This window comes from Mesorhizobium ventifaucium (genome assembly GCF_935822925.1).
GTDB lineage: Bacteria > Pseudomonadota > Alphaproteobacteria > Rhizobiales > Rhizobiaceae > Mesorhizobium > Mesorhizobium ventifaucium.
The window spans coordinates 72,448-92,062 of sequence record NZ_CAKXZS010000008.1 but is presented as its reverse complement, the minus strand read 5'-3'; the positions used below and the strand labels follow the sequence as shown (position 1 = coordinate 92,062).

The following is a 19,615-nucleotide window of genomic DNA, read 5'->3' as shown; positions in this document are numbered from 1 at the left end:
AACATCGATCCGGGTCAAGCCATTGCAAAGTGAGCCGTTGCCCCGACGTTTTTTAATTGTTCGACGGCTTGCTTATCGGCCATACTTCGAACCATGCGCACATACGGGCCATCCGGCTTTTCATCGACGCGCTTTTTTTCGTCGCCCGGACGGATTTGCCGGGCGCTCGTTTTGGCCCTTTTGCCGCTGGCGTCCGTTGGCGCCCACGCCGAGCCGCAAAAGGTCTGGGTGGCCGGAGCCTACTCCTTTTCCGACGAGCTGGGCGGCTTCCGTATCACCAGCGCCTCGGGCATCGGGACAAAGGAGGACCCGCTTGTCATCACCGAAGAGCTGAATTCGGCGACACCAGTGACACTGACGATCCGCACGACGAAGCCGATCCAGCCCTTCGGCACTGCGGGCCAATTTGCCAACGGCCTCATGTATATGCGCATCGATGTGCTCAACAACAGCGGCCAGGCCTGGGTCGAGTTCCAGTTCGAGCTCCAGGAGATACTCCACCGGCCGAGCGTGTTCGGCGACGGGCTGTCGTTCGACCAGCGCAACAAAACGCCTGACAACATCGGGTCGAGCAGCTTTGCCGATTTCGATCGCGACTTCGAACCCTATGACCGGTTGCTGTTCAAGAGCGGCAAGATCGACCCGTTGAAGACAGCAAAATTCGATTACCTGATCACCGACTACACACCGCGCTGGACGTTCTATCTGGTGCAGGATCCGCGGATACCGTCGAGCTGAACTACTTCGTCATTCCAGGGTCTTCGCAGCGTCGCTTCGCTCCAGCTCCGCCCCAGGGTGACGAAATCATGAAGCATCGCGCCAATCACGATGTTGCAAATTCCTGCCGCGCGGCTGAATGTGAAAGCATGACTGCCGTTTCCCGAGACAACCGACCTGATATTGCCGACCTGCTGGCCTTCTACGCCAGCGCCGGGGTCGATGACGCGCTCGAAGAGGAGCCGCTGAACAGGTTTGCCGAGACTGCGTCAAAGCCGCCTGAGCGGGCGCCAGCGACAGTTACGCCGCCAACCGGTGAAAACGCAGCGCTGCCACGCTCGACAAGCCTGTCACGCGCCCAAATGGGCGAATGGCAAGCTGCGGCACCGGCGGTGCGCGCGCCGTCCGGTACGGTGACAGTGCCCGACGAGCAGCAAGCGGCATTGGCTCGCCAATTGGCGACGACGGCGGCGACCCTGGACGAGCTTCGCCAGTACATGGCGGCTTTCGACGGCTGCAACCTCAAATTCACCGCCAAGAACCTGGTGTTCGCCGACGGAAATCCGAATGCCGCGGTGATGCTGGTCGGCGAGGCGCCCGGGCGCGACGAGGACATCGAGGGATTGCCGTTCGTCGGCCGCTCGGGCCGGCTGCTCGACCGGATGCTGGCCGCGATCGGCCTCGACCGGACCTCGGCCTACATCGCCAATGTCATCCCCTGGCGGCCGCCGGGCAACCGCACGCCGACGCTGCACGAGACCGAGATTTGCCGGCCGTTCATCGAACGGCAGATCGAGCTGGTCAATCCGAAGGTGCTGGTCAATTTGGGCGGCCCCTCGGCAAACACCCTTCTCAACACCACAGAGGGCATCCTGCGGCTGCGCGGCAACTGGCGCGTCCACACGACCGCCGCCGGCATTGCCATTCCAGCCATGCCGACGCTTCATCCGGCCTATCTCTTGAGAACCCCCGCGCACAAGAAGCTGGCGTGGCGGGATTTCCTTGAAGTGAAGGCGAAACTGCGGACGCTGGGCTGAAGGTTCAAGGTTGGCCAATCTCCGCCCTCGTGGGGGGAGATTGCCGGCAGGCCAGAGGGGGCGCGAAGGATCGCCCACTTTCGTGGTCTCCCGATAGGTCGGTGGGACAGCGCCCCCCTCTGCCTTGCCAGGCATCTCCCCCACAAAGGGGGAGATTGGCTGTCATCACCGCTTTCGCCAATCTCCGAAGTGGATGCTGTACCAATAACCTCCCCGGTAATTGAAATGCATCTGCGGCCGGCCTAGTCATGCGCTCATGACAGCAACCCAGACTTCCGCCGGCAGCCTCATTCGCGAATGGCGCATGCGTCGGCGTATGAGCCAGCTTGATCTCGCCATGGAAGCCGAAATCTCGCAGCGGCATCTGAGCTTCGTGGAAAGCGGCCGCGCGGCACCCTCGCGCCACATGGTGCTGCACCTGGCCGAGCAGCTGTCGATCCCGCTGAGGCAGCGCAACCAGCTCCTGCTGGCCGCAGGCTTTGCCCCGAGCTTCAGCGAGCGTCCGCTCACCGATGCCTCGCTGGCGCCGGCGATGGCGGCGGTCGAGATCGTGCTCAAGGGCCACGAACCCTTCCCAGCGCTGGCTGTCGACCGGCACTGGGACCTGGTATCGGCGAACGCCGCCATCGGCCCTTTCCTGGCCAACGTCGCCGAGCCCTCCTTGCTGAAGCCGCCGGTCAACGTGCTGCGGCTCAGCCTGCACCCGGATGGCGTCGCGCCGCGCATCGTCAACCTCGCCGAATGGCGCGCGCATCTTCTTGACCGGCTGAAACACCAGAATGACGCCTCAGGCGACCCGGTTCTGGTCGAACTGGAACGCGAGCTTCGGACCTATCCGTCCGGCATGAACGGCACAAGGCCGGTGCCGGTCGAGCCGAACGCGATCGTGCATCCGCTGCGGCTTGCCCATGGCGATGCCGTGCTGTCGTTCATCAGCACCATCACCGTGTTCGGCACGCCGCTCGACGTGACGCTGTCGGAACTGGCGATCGAATCCTTTTTCCCCGCCGATGAGCAGACAAGGACGGTGCTGGTGCGATTGGCGAACGAGCGGACCGAGCCGTCCTGATCATCCTTGCGGCGGGGTCGCCTGGCGGGTGCGGGCACGTTCAAGGCCCAGTTGCCGCTCGCGCCAGATGATGAAGATGCCCGCGGCAACGACGATCACGCCGCCGATGAGCATATGAACCGTCGGGACGTCGCCGAAGGCGAGATAGCCGACAACGATGCCAAGCAGCATCGACGTGTATTCGAAAGGCGCTACGACCGAGGCCTCGGCATGGCGATAAGCTGCCGTCATCAGAATCTGAGCGAGCCCGCCGCAAAAGCCTGCAGCAATGAGCAGGCCCGCCTGCGCCGGTGTCAGCGCCTGCCAGCCGAACGGCAGCGACAGCAACGCCAGGAGGCTCGCCGTCACCGAAAACCACAGCACGATGGTTGCCGTCGGTTCGCTCTGGACGAGGTTGCGCACCAGCAGCATGGCGGCGGCCGAGATCGCTGCCGCGACCAGTGCGGCGATGACGCCGAGCACCTCTTGATCGCCAAGTGCTGCGCCCGAACCCAGCAGCGTCAGTTCCGGCCATGAGATGACCAGCACCCCGATCAGTCCGACCGCAACCGCGCTCCAGCGATAGACGCGGATCGCTTCGCCGAGGAAGATCGAACTGAACACCACCACCAGCAGCGGCTGTGCGTAGTTCAGCGCGATCGCTTCCGGCAGCGGCAGCCGTATCAGCGCGAAGAAGCCGAGCCCCATGGCGCAGACGCCGACAACGCCGCGCGCAATGTGGTTGAGCGGGCGCTTGGTCGAAAACGCGGTGCCAAGTTTTCCCTGGAAGGCCAGGAAGATGACGATCGGAAAGATGGCAAAGAACGAGCGGAAGAAGACGATCTGGCCCGCCGGCACCGTGCCCGCCGCCTTGATGCAGGACGACATGGCGACAAAGACCGCCACTGAGACGACCTTGAGCATGATCCCGGTCAGCGTGTTGTGCCCGCCGGGATGGTCCGTCGGGTTCACTTGGCAGCTGCTTCCTGCTCCTCGCGACGCAGCACAGAGGCGCCCATGCCGAATTTCGGTGTGACGACGGTCATGGATACCTCGCGACGATGATTGGAAAACGAGTGCCTGAATAGGCGCTGCGGCAGTTTTGTCGAGTGACGGTTTCGTGTAAAGAGCGCGTGCTTCAAATTTCTTCGACCAGCGGATCCACCTGCCGCTGCGGGAATCGACAGGAAACCTCACGGAATGCGCACGGACACCGGCCAGGTCTTCAAGCTCGAAGACTATCGCCCCACCGACTATCTCATTCCGGAAACCGGCCTGACTTTCCGCCTGTCGCCAGAAGCCACGCGCGTCACCGCCGTGCTGACGGTCGAGCGCCGCGACGGCATCGCGGCGTCAGTGCCGCTGGTGCTGGACGGCGATGGCCTGACGCTCGGCCGCGTCGCAATCGACGGCCAGACACTTGCGCCGACCGATTTTTTTGCCACGCCCGATCAGTTGACGATCACCACGCCGCCCGCGGCAGCCCGCTTCCAGCTCCTGATCGAAACCGAGCTGGCGCCGGCGCACAACGAGGCCCTGATGGGCCTCTATCGCTCCAGCAACGTCTATTGCACGCAATGCGAGGCCGAGGGCTTTCGGCGCATCACCTATTTTCTCGATCGCCCGGATATCCTGTCCATCTATACGGTGCGCATCGAGGCGCCGCACCACGAGGCGCCACTGCTTCTTTCCAACGGCAACCCGGCTGGCAGCGGCGAACTTGCCGACGGCTGGCACTATGCAGTCTGGCACGACCCCTTCCCCAAGCCGTCCTATCTGTTCGCCCTGGTCGCGGGCGCTCTCGGCAAGGTCGCGGACAGCTTCGTCACGTTGTCCGGCCGCGAGGTCGAGCTCGGCATCTTTGTCGAGCCGGGCAAGGAGCGGCTCGCTGGCTACGCCATGGACGCCTTGAAACGGTCGATGAAATGGGACGAGGAGGCGTTCGGCCGCGAATACGACCTCGACGTCTTCAACATCGTAGCCGTGTCCGACTTCAACATGGGCGCAATGGAGAACAAAGGCCTCAACATCTTCAACGACAAATATGTGCTGGCCGACCACGAGACCGCAACGGACGCCGATTTCGCCAATATCGAGGCGATCATCGCGCACGAGTATTTCCACAATTGGACTGGCAACAGAATCACTTGCCGCGACTGGTTCCAGCTTTGCCTGAAGGAAGGGCTGACGGTTTTCCGCGATCACGAATTCTCCGCCGACCAGCGATCGCGAGCGGTGAAACGCATTGCCGAAGTGCGCACGCTCAAGGCACATCAGTTTCCCGAAGACCAGGGACCGCTGGCGCATCCGGTGCGACCGCGCCGCTACCGCGAGATCAACAATTTCTACACGGCGACAGTCTACGAAAAGGGCTCGGAAGTGGTGCGCATGATCCGCACCATTCTCGGCGCGGAGACGTTCCGGGCTGGCATGGATCTCTATTTCGAGCGCCATGATGGCGAGGCTGCGACGATCGAGGACTTCATCAAGGTGTTCGAGGATGTGTCCGGGCGCGACCTCTCGCAATTTTCGCTCTGGTACCATCAGGCCGGCACGCCCAATCTGACCATCAGTTCGACGCATAATGCGGCGGCCCAGGAATTCACGCTCGAGATCGAGCAGTCGGTACCGCCAACGCCGTCCGAAAGCCGCAAGCGGCTGATGCATATTCCGCTGGCCTTCAGCCTGGTCGGCGCCGACGGCAAAGCAATAGAATATAGCGGCGTCGAGGGCGCCAGCGTCGAGGACGGCGTCATCCATATCCGCAAGCGCCGGCACGTGGTGCGCTTCTCGGGCGTCGCCGAGCGCCCGGCGATGTCGCTCAACCGCGGCTTCTCGGCGCCGGTGACGCTTTCCGTCGAGCAGAAGGCCGACGATCAGTTCTTCCTTGCCGGCCATGACAACGATACCTTCTCACGCTGGCAGGCGTTCAACACGCTTTTGACCGAGGTGCTGATCTCAGCCTTCCGCCAGGTCCTTGACAGCAGGCAGCCAGGTTTCGCATCGCGGTTGATCGAGCTTGCCGGCAAAATAGCCGGCGACGAGACACTCGAACCGGCCTATCGGGCGCTGGCTCTGGCGCTTCCGAGCGAAGCAGATATCGCCCGTGACATAGGCAAGAACATCGACCCCGATGCCATTTTCTCGGCCCGCGAGGCGCTGACGGTCGCGATCGCCGAGGCGAACCGCGAGATATTCTCCGACCTCTACCATCGACTGACCGACAAGGACGCGTTCAGGCCGGATGCGGCAAGCGCCGGTCGCCGGGCGCTGCGCAACACCTTGCTCGACTATCTTTCGCTGTTGCAGGGAGGTGCGGCGCTTGCGGCTCGGCATTTCCAGTCCGCGACCAACATGACCGACCGCGCCGCCGCATTGAGCGTGCTTGCGCTCCGCCATAGCGGTTCGCCGGAGACGGTCAAGGCGGTGGCGGACTTCGAAGCGAAATATGCGACCGATCCGCTGGTGATGGACAAATGGTTCCAGATCCAGGCGAGCGTGCCGGGCCCGCAAACCATTCATGCGGTGCGCGCCCTGACCGGCCACCCGGCCTTCTCGATGGCCAACCCGAACCGGGTGCGCTCGCTCGTCGGCACGTTTTCCAGCGCCAACCAGACCGGCTTCCATCGCGCCGACGGCGAAGGCTACCGGTTTTTCGTCGAAACGGTCCTCCAGGTCGAAAAGCGCAACCCGCAATTGGCCGCCAGGCTGGCGACAGCACTCAGATCATGGCGCTCGCTCGAACCTGCCCGGCAGGGCATGGCAAGGGAAGCGCTGCTTTCGATTGCCAATACCGAGAACCTGTCGGCCGATTTGCGCGACATCATTGAGCGCACGCTGGCGTAAGGTATGTTGATATTCAGGTGATGCCGGCCTGCGAACGGCGGTTTCCTGCGCTTCCGGTGCTCACGTACCAAAAGTACGCTCCGCTCCGGTTCTCGGAATCCACCGTTCTCGGCGCGGCCTGACCTGAATCTCAACACACCTTAGAAGGTTGCCGCCCGGCATCATCGGGCGGAAAAGTCATTATTTTAGTCGATTTTTAATCTTTTTTCGCCGCGCCTCTGGACAAGGCGAATCACCTTTGATTCTTTAGCTAAAGATTCGGAAGTGCGGCGTCGCCGGATCGTCAAGCAGTTTTAAGTATCGGGGAGAGCCATTTATGGCCAAGGCGGACGCGTGGGGCGCGCCCGGAGGGACGGGTTTTGAGCGTGAGGCGAGAAGCGACGGCCTCGCCGGCAACGCGCGGCTCATCGCTGAACCCGCCTACCGACGGCTCCTGGCAGCCGAGCCATTGCTGCGCCGATCGATACCGGCCCTCATCATCATTTTCCTGGTCGTCATCGCGGCGCTACGGTTCCTGTCGCTGATGCACGAGCGCGACGACGTGGAACGCGACGCCAAGGCGATCCTCTCGCTCGCCGCGGGCCAACTGGCCAGTTCAATTAGCGGCGATGCGAGCATGGCCTCGACGCCGGGCGCGACGCAGGACCTGTTGGAGGGCATCAGCCGTCAGGGCGCAATGGGTCGAAGCCACGTGCTTGCGGTCACCGACAGCGCGTTCAAGATCGTTGCCGTGACACCGCAATCGACGGGCTGGGAGGGGCGGTCGCTCGACGGCATCGCCCAGGGCGGTCAACCGCTGTTCATGTTCGGCGACCGTGCCGGGGTGATGGAGGTCAGCATCGGCGGCCAGGACTGGTTTGCCGCGGTGAGCCTGGCAAATGGCAGGAATGGTGCTGCCGCAGCACTCGTTCCGCAGGATGCGGTCTTCGACACGTGGCGCAAAACCGTTTCGCTCAACGTCACGCTGTTCGTGCTGACGGCCGGCGTGCTGATCATCATCCTCTACGCCTATTTCGGTCAGGCGGCGCGCGCCCAGGCTGCCGACCGGATCTATCTAGAAGCGCACCAACGCATCGACATGGCGCTGGTGCGCGGCCGTTGCGGCCTGTGGGATTGGGATATGGTGCGCGGCAAGATGTACTGGTCGCGCTCGATGTACGACATGCTGGGCTATGAGCCCTGCGACACGATGCTGTCGTTTGGCGAGGTCGACGGGATCATCCATCCCGACGACGGCGACCTGTTCCAACTCGCCAACAGGATCGTCGCACGCGAGATCGACCACATCGACCAGGTGTTCCGGATGCGCCACGCCGACGGACAATGGGTGTGGATGCGCGCAAGGGCGCAGGTGATCGACCCGGAAGCGCCGGAGATCCAGCTGATCGGCATCGCCGTCGACGTCACCGAGCAGCGGCACCTGGCGCTACGCTCCGAGGCCGCGGATCTTCGCCTGCGAACGGCCATCGAAAACATCAACGAATCCTTCGTGCTCTGGGATTCGGCCCAGCGCCTGATCATGTGCAATTCCAAGTACCAGCAGGACAACGGCCTGTCGGATCGCGACGTGATGCCGGGCGCCTCGCGCGCCGTTCTCGAAGATCGCATGCTTGCCTTCGCCTCGGAGCGCCGGCTTGCCAACACCAACGGGCAGCAAGGCGGCGTGACCTTCGAGCGGCAGCTTGCCGATGGCCGCTGGTTGCAGGTGAACGAGTTGCGAACCAGGGACGGCGGCACCGTCTCGGTCGGGTCCGACATCACCCAGATCAAGCTGCACCAGGAGAAGCTGGTCGACAGCGAGCGCCGGCTGATGGCGACGATCCATGACCTCAGCCTTGCCCGCCGGGCAGAGGAAGAACGGTCGCGCGAACTGGTCGAGCTCAATCACAAATACATGAAGGAAACCGAGCGCGCCGAGGCCGCGAACCGGGCCAAATCCGAGTTCCTGGCCAACATGTCGCATGAATTGCGCACGCCGCTCAACGCGATCATCGGCTTCTCCGAGCTGATGGAACAGTCGCTGTTCGGGCCCTTGGGTTCGCCGCGCTACGAGGAATATGCCACCGACATCAACGGCAGCGGCAAATATCTTCTGGGCGTCATCAACGACATCCTCGACATGTCGAAGATCGAGGCCGGCCAGTTCTCGATGGATCAGGAGGAAATCGACCTCTGCCCGCTGATGCGGGAAACGGTGCGCGTCATCTCGCTGCAGGCGGCGGAAAAGTCGATCACCGTCGAAACACGCATCCCTGACTCCCTGACGCTGTTCGCCGACCGCCGGGCGATCAAGCAGATCATCATCAACCTGCTGTCGAATGCGGTGAAATTCACCGGCCAGGGCGGCCGCATTGCGGTAAGGGCCCGCAACACGTCCAGTGCTCTGGTCCTGACGATCGAAGACAATGGCTGCGGCATCCCGAAGGAGGCGCTGAGCAAGCTCGGCCGCCCGTTCGAGCAGGTGCAGAACCAGTTTTCCAAGAGCCATGCCGGTTCCGGCCTTGGCCTTGCCATCTCACGCTCGTTGGCCGAGCTTCAGGGCGGCGCCTTGAAAATCCGCTCCACCGAAGGCACCGGCACGATCGTGTCGGTGCGCATTCCGACCAGCAAGCCGACGCAGCTGGTCAGAGCCGCCGCCTGACCCTCTGTTGTCGTGAAGCGGTTGCAACTTTCGGAAACGCCGGAGGGACAGCACCCCGATGCTGTTCGAAACAGTCGATTGGCGTTGCGCCGTCACGGTCGTTTCGCACGAAGCAAAAGGTCGAAATCCTTCCTGACCTTTTGCGAAGTCTCCTTGAGGTGTGCTTCCAGCACGCCGAAATCCGGCAGGTCGGTGACCGCCAGAAGCAGATCCGAAAGCCCCGGCGGAACGTCGTCCCGTTCGAATACGCCGGTGAGGCAGAGCCGCGTCATCTGGGTGAGCGCCAGATAGAGCGCATAGGCATCGCAAAGCTCCTGCCTGACCTGGGCCTCAGCGAAAGCCGGCGCCAGCCTCGACAGCACGTCCGCCGTCCCGGTGACCCGGCGGCCGGCTTCGATCTTTCCCGTGATTACCGCCACCTGCGCGATGAATTCGAGATCGATGAGACCACCGGGGATCAGCTTGATGTCCCAGAGATCGCGCGGCGGCTTCTCCTTCTCGATCATCGCGCGCATCTCGGATGCTTCGGCCATCACCTTGGCGCTGTCGCGCGGCAGGGCAAGCACCTGTGCCACTTCGGCCTCAACCTCGGCGCATAGCGCTTGATCGCCGCCGATCGCGCGGCCCCTTGACAGCGCCATATGCTCCCAGGTCCACGCGTCCCGGCGCTGGTACTTCTTGAAAGCATCGACATGGGTCGCCACCGGCCCCTTGTTGCCGGACGGCCGCAAGCGAAGGTCGAGCTCGTAGAGAACGCCCTCGGCGGTCGGCGCGGACACTGCAGCGATCAGCCGCTGCGTCATCCTGGCGTAATAGTGAGACGGGGCGAGCGGCTTGTCGCCATCGGATTCTTCGGCATCGGCGTCGTGATCATAAAGCAGGATGAGGTCGACATCTGAGCCGGCCGTCAGTTCGCGGCTGCCGAGCTTGCCCATGCCGAGCAGCGCAACGGTGCCGCCGGCGATGCGACCGTGGCGTAGCGCGAACTCGGCGATGACCGCCTGCAGCGCCGCGTCGATGGTGAGATCGGCCAGATCGGAAAAGGCACGGCCGGCGCGGGCCGGATCGATCGAGCCGGCAAGCAGCCTGACGCCGATCAGGAATTTTTGCTCGGACGCAAAGATGCGCAAGCGATCGAGCACGTCCTCATAGGCCCTGTCGCCTTCGAGGAACGCCGCAAGACGGCCGGACAGATAGGCGCGGTCCGGCAGTTCGGTCAAAAGGGCCGGATCAAGCAGGCCGTCAAACACGTGCGGCCGGCGTGTGATGATGGCGGCCAGCCGGGGCGCCGCGCCCATGATGGTCGCAAGCAGCTTCAGCAGAGCTGGATTGGAGTTGAGCAGCGAGAAGAGCTGAATGCCGGCGGGCAGACCGGCAAGGAATTCGTCGAAGCGTATCAACGCCTCGTCCGCCCGGCGCGTCTGGCCGAAGGATTGCAGGAGCGCCGGCGTCAGTTCGGTCAACCGCTCGCGCGCCTCGGCCGACTGAGTGACGCGATAGCGGCCGAAATGCCAGCCGCGGATGACGCGGCAGATGTCGCTCGCCCGCTGGAATCCCAATCTCTGCAGGGTCTGCAATGTATCGGGGTCGTCGACATCGCCGGTAAAGACCAGATTGCCGATGCCCGCCGAAAGCTCGGGCGCGGTCTCGAAAAGCGCTGCGTAGTGGCGTTCGACCTGATGGAGTGCGGCGCGGAACGCCTCGGCAAAGGTCGCCGCATCGGTAAAACCGAGCATGCGGGCAATGCGTTCGAGCCCTTCGTCATCTTCCGGCAGTATATGGATCTGCTCGTCGGCGACCATCTGGACGGCGTGCTCGACGCGGCGCAGGAGCCAGTACTGCCTTGTGAGCGTATCGCGCGCATCGGCCGTGATCCAGCCGCGTGCCGCAAGCTGGCCAAGCATCGGCACCGTCTCGCGGCCGCGCAGTTCGGAGAAGCGGCCGCCGGCGATGAGCTGCTGGGTCTGGACGAAGAACTCGATCTCGCGGATGCCGCCGCGTCCGAGCTTGACGTTGTGGCCCTTCACCGTGATCTCGCCCAGACCCTTGTGTGCGTGGATCTGGCGCTTGATCGAATGGACGTCGGCGATCGCCGCATAGTCCATGTATTTGCGCCAGATGTAGGGTTGGAGGTCCTTCAGGAACGCAGTGCCGGCGGCGACATCGCCGGCCACCGGACGCGCCTTGATCATTGCGGCCCTCTCCCAGTTCTGGCCCCGCGCCTCGTAGTAGCGCAGCGCCGCCTCGACCGGGATCGCCAGCGGCGTCGAACCGGGGTCGGGACGAAGCCTGAGGTCGGTGCGGAAAACATAGCCGTGTTCGGTGCGGTCCTGGAGAATGCGGACCAGCCAGCGGGTCAGGCGCGAAAACAGCTCCGTCGCATCGAGCGGATCGACGACTGCTGGCGCTTGCGGGTCGAAGAAAACGACGAGGTCGATGTCGGAAGAGAAGTTCAATTCATGCGCGCCAAGCTTGCCCATGCCGAGCAGGATCCAGCCCGACCGGCGCGCCGGATCCTCGAGGTCCGGCAGTTTGAGCTTGCCCTGTCGGTGCGCGTCGCGAAGCAGGAAATCGACAGCAGCGCGGGTGCAGGCGTCGGCAAGATCGCTCAGCCGCCGTACTGTGATTGCGGTTTCGGCCTCGCCTGCAAGATCGGCCAGCGCGATCAGAACATGCGCTTCCGCTTTCCATTGCCGCAGCTCCATCATCAGGCTGCTTTCGGACATGGCTTCCGCCCGCGCGGCCTTGTCGATCGCGGCGCCGATCGACGCCAGCCGGACCTCGACGGTCTCATCGAAAAGCGCATCCAGGATCTGCGGGCGGCGGCGCACCGTGTCGCGCAGGAACGGCGACAGGTCGAACACTGCCGCGAGGAAATCCTGGACGGCACCCTTGCCGGCCAGGAATTTCGCCAGCCGGGCAAGCCCCTCTTCCTGCGCTGCGGAAGCGATCTCCGACAATTCCCGCCGGGCTCGGTTCTGATCCAGAGGCACGAGCTTTGCCGCCGGCTTTAGAAGCCAGTTGGTGTGTTCCGCAGCCGCCTTCACCGCCATCAGCGATCCTCCCGTTCGGGAAAACTCATGACGACTGACAATCCAGGATTGCCGGGCAGGAGATCAAGCCGCCCGTTGTGGAATGTCATGATCGCCTTGGCGAGGCTGAGGCCGAGACCGGAACCCGGCTGCGAGCGGCTCTTCTCCAGCCGCACGAATCGCTCGGTCGCCCTGGCGCGATCGGCATCGTCGGGAATGCCCTGGCCGTTGTCTGTGACGGAAAGCCTGATTTCGCTGCCGACGCGATCGAGCGTCACGCGGACCGTCGGCTTGGCTGTCGAGTCGATTGAATATTTGATCGCGTTGTCGACGATGTTCGATAGCGCCTGGCCGATCAGCTCGCGATTGCCTTCGACGGCGAAGCCATCCTGCACCGAGGTCTCGAGTGTCACACCCGCCGCCTCAGCCACCGGCTCGTAAAGCTCAACGACATCGCGCACGGAAGCAGCCAGATCGACCCGGCTGGTGCTTTCGGAGGAATAGCCCGCCTCCAGCCTTGAGATCATCAGGATGGCGTTGAAGGTCTTTATCAGCTGGTCGGACTCGGCGATGGTCGCTTCCAGCGCCTGCCGGTAGTTGGCCGGGGTGCGCTTGCCGGATAGCGTCGCCTCGGCGCGGTTGCGCAGCCGGGTCAGCGGCGTCTTCAGATCGTGGGCGATATTGTCGGAGACCTGCTTCAGCCCTTCATTCAGCATGGCGATCCTGGCCAGCATGGAATTGAGATTTTCGGAGAGCCGATCGAACTCGTCGCCGGCCCCGGTGACCGGCAGCCGGCCGGAAAGGTCGCCGCCCAAGATGCGGCGACTGGCCTGCGACACCGAGTCGATGCGCTTCAGCGCCGCGCGGCCGACGAAGAACCAGATCAAAATTCCGCCAAGCGCCATCATGCCGAGCGCCAGCATCAAGGCGCGGCGGATGACGGCGCGGAACCGCTCAGGCTCGCCGAGATCGCGACCGACCAGCATGATCATCTGGTTCGGCAGGCGCAGCACCAAGGCAATGGCGTTGTGGCCCTTCTCACCTTCGACCTGGACTTCGCCCTGGCTGGATTCGTTGGGGTCGGCGATCGGATTGCGATGCCGCTCGAGCTCGCCCTCGCCGAAGCGCCGGTAGGAAAACGGCTCCGTCGTCCAGCCCTCGGCCTCGAGGACGCCGAGTTCCAGGCTCTGCACGTTGCCGGTCAGGATCTGGCCGTTGGCGTCGGCGATCAAATAGAGATTGGCGCCGGGCTGGCGGGAGCGCTGCTCGACCACGCGGACCAGCAGCGGCAAGCCGCCGCGCTGATAAACCCGGGCGAGGCCGAGCACCTCGTCGTTGATGGTCTCCTGCGTCTGGCCGGTCAGCATGCGCGCCGACAGCGAGGTCATGTAGAAGACGAGCAGCACCGCACAGATGGCGAACAGCAGGAGATAGAGCGCCGAAAGCCGCGCTGCCGTCGTCTTCATGATGGCCGGCATGGAAAGGGCCATGCTAGCCGCTCTTGAGCATATAGCCGGCGCCACGAACCGTGTGCAGGATCGGCTTGTCGAAGCCCTTCTCGATCTTGCCGCGCAGCCGCGAGACGTGAACGTCGATGACGTTGGTCTGCGGATCGAAATGATAGTCCCAGACATTTTCCAGCAGCATGGTGCGCGTCACCACCTGGCCGGCATGGCGCATCAGATATTCCAGCAGGCGGAATTCGCGCGGCTGCAGCGTAATCTCGCGGGCCGCGCGCCGCACCGAATGCGACAGCCTGTCGAGTTCGAGATCGCCGACCCGGTAGACGGTTTCGGCCTCCCTGGCGCTGGCGCGGCGGTTCAGCACCTCAACCCGGGCCAGAAGCTCGGAAAAGGCATAGGGCTTGGTCAGATAGTCGTCGCCGCCGGCGCGCAAGCCGGTAACCCGGTCGTCGACTTCGCCGAGCGCCGACAGGATCAGCACCGGCGTAGTCTTGCCTCGGGATCTCAGACCGGCGATGACCGACAGGCCGTCGCGGCGCGGCAACATGCGGTCGACGACCATCACGTCATAGTCGCCAGAGTCAGCGAGCGCGAAGCCGGTTTCGCCGTCGCCGGCGACATGGGCGGTATGTCCGGCCTCGGTAAAGGCTTTCTGGAGGTAATCGGCCGCTTCGCGATCGTCTTCTATGACGAGAATCTTCATCGGACCGTTATACGCGATTTCGCTGGAAGATTGAGTGGCCGGCATAGGCATCATGGCCTCGAGGTGTATCGCGAACAAAGTGATTCAAGGACGAGCCGTAAGTCTTTGTTTTGGAATTTTGTTGACCACCCGAGCCGCGGCATTCTCGGATTAAGCTCGGTGCAGGCTTTTGGGCGAGATGCTCTGCTGTTTGAGCATGTCGTCATCCCAAAACCGCTTCACACTTTTGGGCGACATGCTTTGTGTTGATTGAGCATTTCGTCATCCCAAAACCGCTTCACACTTTGGGCGACATGCTTTGTTGCTTGAGCATATCACGCTCTGTCCGAGCGGCAGCGAGCGATGGGAGCCCGCTGCCGCTGGGGCGGAACACGATGACTGACTAACGTGTTCAAGCCCTGTGCTTTCCCATGCGACGGCTCGGGGTATTTGAAACCGCCGCATTGGAATAGTCTGGGACGTCAGCCCTTGGCGACAGGCAGCGCGACGAAGCGGTTGCTGTCGTCGCGGGTGATCTGCATCAGCACCGCCTTGCGGCCCGACTTCACCGCGTCAGCCATGGCCTTGGCGACGTCGTCGGTGCCATTGACCTCCGTCGAATTGACCGAGGTGATGAGGTCGCCGGGCTGGATGTCGCGATCGGCGGCATCGCTGTCGGGATCGACATCGGTTACCACAAGCCCTTTGCCATCGTCGGACCTGGTAACAGTGAGACCGAGGTCGGCCAGCGTATCGGCCGTTGGCGGAGCGGAAGGCTGCTGGTCGGCGGAAGCCTGCTTGTCACTCGAAGGCAGCGTGCCGAGGTCGACCTTGACCGTTTCACTCTTGCCGTCACGCCACAGGGTGACGTCGACCGGCTTGCCGGGCGGGTAGGCGCCGATCAGACGGGCGAGTTCCTTCGGCGAAGCGACATCCTTGCCGTCCACCTGAGTGATGACGTCACCAGCTGATATGCCGGCCTTCCTGCCGGGACCATCGTCCTGGGCGCTGGAAACGAGCGCACCCTTATCGGACTTCAACCCGAGCGATTCGGCGATTTCGGAGGTGACCGGCTGGATCTCGACGCCAAGCCAGCCGCGCTGGACGGTGCCGTCCTTCATCAGATCGTGCACGACCTGTTTGGCGGTCGAGGCGGGAATGTCGAAGGCAATGCCGACGCTGCCGCCGGACGGCGAGAAAATCGCGGTGTTGATGCCGACGACCTGGCCGTTGAGGTTGAAGGTCGGGCCGCCCGAATTGCCGCGGTTCACCGACGCATCGATCTGGATGAAGTCATCATAAGGACCGGCGCCGATGTCGCGACCACGGGCGGAGACAATGCCGGCGGTGACCGTGCCGCCGAGGCCGAACGGATTGCCGACGGCCACGACCCAGTCGCCGACGCGAACCTTTGAATCATCGGCGAAGTCGACATAGGTGAACTTGCCGTCGCCTTCGACCTTGAGCACTGCGAGATCGGTGCGCGGATCTGTGCCGACCAATTTGGCGTCGAGTTCCTTGCCGTCATGCATCACCACCGTGAAGGACGAGCCCTCTCCGACGACATGGTTGTTGGTGACGAGGTAGCCATCCTCGGAGATGAAGAAACCGGAACCCTGGGCGACCGGCCGCGGCTGGCGGTCACGGGGTCCGAAACGTCGCATTCCATCCGGGCGATCCTGATCGCCAAAGCCACGGAACTCCCTGAAGAAGCGGCGCAATTGCGGATCGTCGGGGAGATTGCCGAAGGCGTCGGGCAGGTCGGAGCCGTCGTCGGCGGTCGATTCTATCTTGGCTTTGACGCGGACACTGACGACCGCCGGCGAAACGCGCTCGACCACGTCGGCGAAGCTCGGGACCTGAGGCGCCTCGACACGCACGGCCTCGGCCAGGACGGGGGCTGTCCCGGTGGCAACCGCGCCGAAGCCGATCGCGCCGGCAATGGCCACTGATGCGGCGGCAGCCATCAGGCGTTTGCGGGTGCGGGAATGTGAATTGGGGGCATTATTCATGGGTTTCGTATCCTCTTTCAAGGGATGCGCTTCGGTCGGCATCCTCGGCCAAGAGAAATAGAGGCGCGCACATTACGGCGCCATTTCCAGTGCATGAAACTTTGGTAATGTTTGCGGGCACAAACGCCCTTGGTTGCGACCCGCCCGTTGCCCGATGTTGTACACAGTTCAGCACAAGGCCTTCACCATGACCGCAAGCGCCACCATGACGATTCGGGTTTCGTCCGAAACCAAGCTGAAGCTGGAGCGGATCGCCGCCGACACTCAGCGCAGCAAATCCTTCCTCGCGGCCGAGGCAATATCGGCCTATGTCGATCGCGAGTTTGGGATCATCGAAGGCATCAAACGCGGCATGGCCGACGCGGCAGCTGGCCGTGTCGTGCCGCACGACGAAGCCATGGCTGAAATCGACGCCATCATCGAAACGTCGAAAGGCAAGCGCGCGGACAAGGCGTGAAGCGGTTCGTCACCTGGTCGCGAGAAGCGCTGGACGACATAAAACAGCAAATCGCGCTCATCGCGCGGGACAATCCAGCCGCCGCCAGACGCCTTGCGGATCGCATTCGTGACACGGGCCGTGGTCTTGGCGACATGGCGACGGGGCGGCCTGGCCGGGTTAGTTACCCAGCACCTTGTCCAACGCTGCCTTCTCCTCGGCGGTGAGCATGGCCGCAGGCGTCGAACGGCGCGACCGGGCGGTCAGCACGATGAAAATCCCGCCGGCAAGGAGCAGAAGGGCCGGCGTGCCCCAGAGCAACGCGTTGCGCAGGTTGAATCGCGGCTTCAACAGCACGAACTCGCCGTAGCGGGAAACGATGTAGTCTATCACCTGCCGGTCGGTGTCGCCGGCGACGAGGCGCTGGCGCACCAGCACGCGCAGGTCGCGAGCAAGGTCGGCATCGGATTCGTCGATCGACTGGTTCTGGCAAACCATGCAGCGCAGCTCTTCCGAAAGCGTCCGCGCCCGCGCCTCGAGCGCCGGGTCGGCCAGAACCTCGTCCGGCCTCACCGCAAGTGCGGCGCCGGCAAACAACAGCGTCAGCAGCAGGATCAGGGAGGCCAGTGAAAATCTTACGGTCATGGCAGGCTCGCGGAAGGCACGGCGCCCGTCGACTTGCGGCGGCGGGACGGTGCGCCGACGCGCAGCCGGCGGTCCATCAGCGACATCGCAGCACCTGCCATCATGACAAGGCCGCCGCCCCAGATCAGAGTCACCAGCGGCTTCCACCACAGCCGCACCACGACGGAGCCGTCGGTCGCCTCGTCGCCAAGCGAGAGGTAGAGCTGGCTGAAACCGATCGTCTTGATACCGGACTCGGTCGTCGTCATCTGTCGGACCGGATAGGAGCGCTTGGACGACGTGATCACGGAGGTGGTGCTTCCATCAGCGCCGAGCAGGGCGAAGCGGCCGCGATCCTCGCTGTAGTTAGGCCCCTGAGCCGGATAGAGCCCTTCGAAACGCAGCGTGTGGCCGGACAGTTGCACGGTCTCGCCTGCATGCATCGAGAGTATCTTCTCGGTGCCGAAGCAAAGCGTGCCGACAATGCCCAGCGTCGTCAGCCCAAGACCGAGATGGGCGAGCGCGGTACCGAAGACCGAACGCGGCAGGCCGGCGCAGCGCCTGAGCATGATGCCGGGCGCGACACTGCCAAGGCCGGACTTGACGGCAATATCGGTGAGCGCGCCGCAGATCAGCCAGAAGGCCAGGCCGACGCCAAGTGCTGCGAACACCGACGCGCCGTCGATGAACAAGGCCGTCACCAGCACGGCCAGAAGCGCTGCCGCGAAGGCAGCCATCAGCCGCTGGGCGACGGCGAAAATGTCGCCGCGCTTCCAGGCCAGAAGCGGCCCGAACGGAACCGCGACCAGGAGCGGCACCATCAGCGGGCCGAACGTCAGGTTGAAGAATGGCGCGCCGACCGAAATCTTGTCGGCTGAAACGGCCTCGACGACCAGCGGGTACAGCGTGCCGATCAGCACGGTGGCGGTGGCCGTGGTCAGGAACAGGTTGTTGAGGACCAGCGCTCCTTCGCGCGAGATCGGATGAAACAGGCCGCCGGCCGTCAACCTCGAGGCGCGAAAGGCGAACAACGCCAGGGATCCACCGATGAACAGTGTCAGGATGCAGAGAATGAACACGCCGCGCGTCGGATCGGTGGCGAAGGCGTGGACGGAGGTGAGCACGCCGGAGCGCACCAGGAAGGTGCCGAGCAGCGACAGCGAGAAGGTCAGGATCGCCAGCAACAGCGTCCAGATCTTCAGGGCCGAGCGCTTTTCCATGACGATCGCCGAATGGAGCAGCGCCGTGCCGGCCAGCCAAGGCATGAACGAGGCGTTCTCGACCGGATCCCAGAACCAGAAACCGCCCCAGCCAAGTTCGTAATAGGCCCAGTAGGAACCCATTGCGATGCCGCCGGTCAGGAACATCCAGGCGACCAGCGTCCATGGCCGCACCCAGCGCGCCCAGGACGCGTCGATGCGGCCTTCGATGAGGGCGGCGACCGAGAAGGAAAAGCAGATCGAGAAGCCGACATAGCCGAGATAGAGCAGCGGCGGATGGATGGCGAGGCCGAGATCCTGCAGGATCGGGTTGAGATCGCGGCCCTCGATCGGCGCCGGATTGAGCCTGGCGAACGGGTTGGACGTCGCCAGGATGAACAGCAAGAAGGTGGCGCCGATCGCGCCTTGCACAGCCAGCACGTTGGCTCGAAGGGGCGCTGGAAGATTGCTGCCGAAAGCAGCGACGAGCGCCCCGAAGAAGGTCAGGATTAGCACCCAGAGCAGCATCGAGCCCTCGTGATTGCCCCAAGTGCCGGTGATCTTGTAGATCAGCGGCTGCAGCGAATGCGAGTTGTCCCAGACGTTGGCCACCGAAAAGTCGGACGTCGCATAGGCCGTCGCCAGCGCCGCAAAGGAGAGAGAGGTCAAGGCAAAGCCGGTCACCGCGACCGGACCGCCGACGGCCATCATCTTCTGGCTGTTGATGCGCGCGCCGAACAGCGGCACCAGCGCCTGTACCAAAGACAGCGCGAACGCCAGGACCAGCGCGAAATGTCCGGTTTCAACCATCGTGCACAAGCCCGCCAGGTTTTTGTTTTGCGGCAGGGTCTTGCCGCAAAACCGTGGGACACTTTTGC

The 19,615-nt window shown here is 63.6% G+C and carries 14 protein-coding genes; 7 read left to right on the top strand and 7 right to left on the bottom strand.

Translation table 11 applies throughout. The features are described 5' to 3' along the window. Positions 1 to 93: 93 nt before the first annotated feature. The 3 genes from NMG70_RS06125 (at position 94) to NMG70_RS06115 (ending at position 2,823) form a co-directional block, all read left to right on the top strand. On the top strand, positions 94 to 738 hold the full coding sequence (locus tag NMG70_RS06125; protein WP_254023701.1) for a hypothetical protein: 645 nt from the start codon (positions 94 to 96) through the stop codon (positions 736 to 738). A gap of 128 nt (positions 739 to 866) precedes the next feature. Beyond that, positions 867 to 1,754 carry a uracil-DNA glycosylase gene (locus tag NMG70_RS06120; protein WP_254023700.1) on the top strand — a complete coding sequence of 296 codons (888 nt, stop codon included), beginning with the start codon at positions 867 to 869 and terminating at the stop codon, positions 1,752 to 1,754. Positions 1,755 to 2,010: 256 nt separating this feature from the next. After that, positions 2,011 to 2,823, top strand: coding sequence for a helix-turn-helix domain-containing protein (locus NMG70_RS06115; RefSeq protein ID WP_254023699.1), 813 nt, complete (start codon positions 2,011 to 2,013; stop codon positions 2,821 to 2,823). Here the strand turns inward: NMG70_RS06115 and NMG70_RS06110 are convergent, their stop codons facing one another. Beyond that, positions 2,824 to 3,726, bottom strand: coding sequence for a DMT family transporter (locus tag NMG70_RS06110; protein WP_254023824.1), 903 nt, complete (start codon positions 3,724 to 3,726; stop codon positions 2,824 to 2,826). A 276-nt stretch (positions 3,727 to 4,002) separates the two neighbouring features. Between NMG70_RS06110 and pepN the strand changes: the two genes are divergently transcribed. Together pepN and NMG70_RS06100 are read left to right on the top strand one after the other, a co-directional pair. Next, entirely contained in the window at positions 4,003 to 6,648 is a 2,646-nt protein-coding gene (gene pepN, locus NMG70_RS06105) for an aminopeptidase N (protein ID WP_254023698.1), read from the top strand. A gap of 316 nt (positions 6,649 to 6,964) precedes the next feature. After that, entirely contained in the window at positions 6,965 to 9,289 is a 2,325-nt protein-coding gene (locus NMG70_RS06100) for a PAS domain-containing sensor histidine kinase (RefSeq protein WP_254023697.1), read from the top strand. Between the two features lie 92 nt (positions 9,290 to 9,381). Here NMG70_RS06100 and NMG70_RS06095 read toward each other — a convergent pair whose 3' ends face one another. The 4 genes from NMG70_RS06095 to NMG70_RS06080 form a co-directional block, all read right to left on the bottom strand. Beyond that, on the bottom strand, positions 9,382 to 12,342 hold the full coding sequence (locus NMG70_RS06095) for a bifunctional [glutamine synthetase] adenylyltransferase/[glutamine synthetase]-adenylyl-L-tyrosine phosphorylase (protein WP_254023696.1): 2,961 nt from the start codon (positions 12,340 to 12,342) through the stop codon (positions 9,382 to 9,384). After that, positions 12,342 to 13,811 (bottom strand): sensor histidine kinase, encoded by a 1,470-nt coding sequence (locus NMG70_RS06090; RefSeq protein ID WP_254023695.1) that lies wholly within the window; start codon positions 13,809 to 13,811, stop codon positions 12,342 to 12,344. Before NMG70_RS06090 ends, NMG70_RS06095 begins: the two co-directional genes overlap by 1 nt. A 1-nt stretch (position 13,812) precedes the next feature. After that, positions 13,813 to 14,487 (bottom strand): response regulator transcription factor, encoded by a 675-nt coding sequence (locus tag NMG70_RS06085; protein ID WP_023800810.1) that lies wholly within the window; start codon positions 14,485 to 14,487, stop codon positions 13,813 to 13,815. 461 nt (positions 14,488 to 14,948) lie between these two features. Beyond that, positions 14,949 to 16,478, bottom strand: coding sequence for a Do family serine endopeptidase (locus tag NMG70_RS06080; RefSeq protein ID WP_254023694.1), 1,530 nt, complete (start codon positions 16,476 to 16,478; stop codon positions 14,949 to 14,951). A 187-nt stretch (positions 16,479 to 16,665) separates the two neighbouring features. On the opposite strand from NMG70_RS06080, the gene NMG70_RS06075 reads away from it, so the two are divergent. Both NMG70_RS06075 and NMG70_RS06070 read left to right on the top strand, forming a co-directional pair. Beyond that, the gene (locus NMG70_RS06075; RefSeq protein WP_254023693.1) at positions 16,666 to 16,935 is read left to right on the top strand and encodes a CopG family ribbon-helix-helix protein; all 270 of its coding nucleotides are present in this window, start codon (positions 16,666 to 16,668) and stop codon (positions 16,933 to 16,935) included. Next, positions 16,932 to 17,141 carry a type II toxin-antitoxin system RelE/ParE family toxin gene (locus tag NMG70_RS06070; protein WP_254023692.1) on the top strand — a complete coding sequence of 70 codons (210 nt, stop codon included), beginning with the start codon at positions 16,932 to 16,934 and terminating at the stop codon, positions 17,139 to 17,141. Before NMG70_RS06075 ends, NMG70_RS06070 begins: the two co-directional genes overlap by 4 nt. Here NMG70_RS06070 and NMG70_RS06065 read toward each other — a convergent pair. After that, positions 17,095 to 17,559, bottom strand: coding sequence for a cytochrome c-type biogenesis protein (locus tag NMG70_RS06065; RefSeq protein ID WP_254023691.1), 465 nt, complete (start codon positions 17,557 to 17,559; stop codon positions 17,095 to 17,097). The two genes, NMG70_RS06070 and NMG70_RS06065, sit on opposite strands and share 47 nt — an antisense overlap. Then, the gene (locus tag NMG70_RS06060; protein WP_254023690.1) at positions 17,556 to 19,547 is read right to left on the bottom strand and encodes a heme lyase CcmF/NrfE family subunit; all 1,992 of its coding nucleotides are present in this window, start codon (positions 19,545 to 19,547) and stop codon (positions 17,556 to 17,558) included. The genes NMG70_RS06065 and NMG70_RS06060 overlap by 4 nt, the downstream gene beginning before the upstream one ends. Between the last annotated feature and the right edge of the window lie 68 nt (positions 19,548 to 19,615).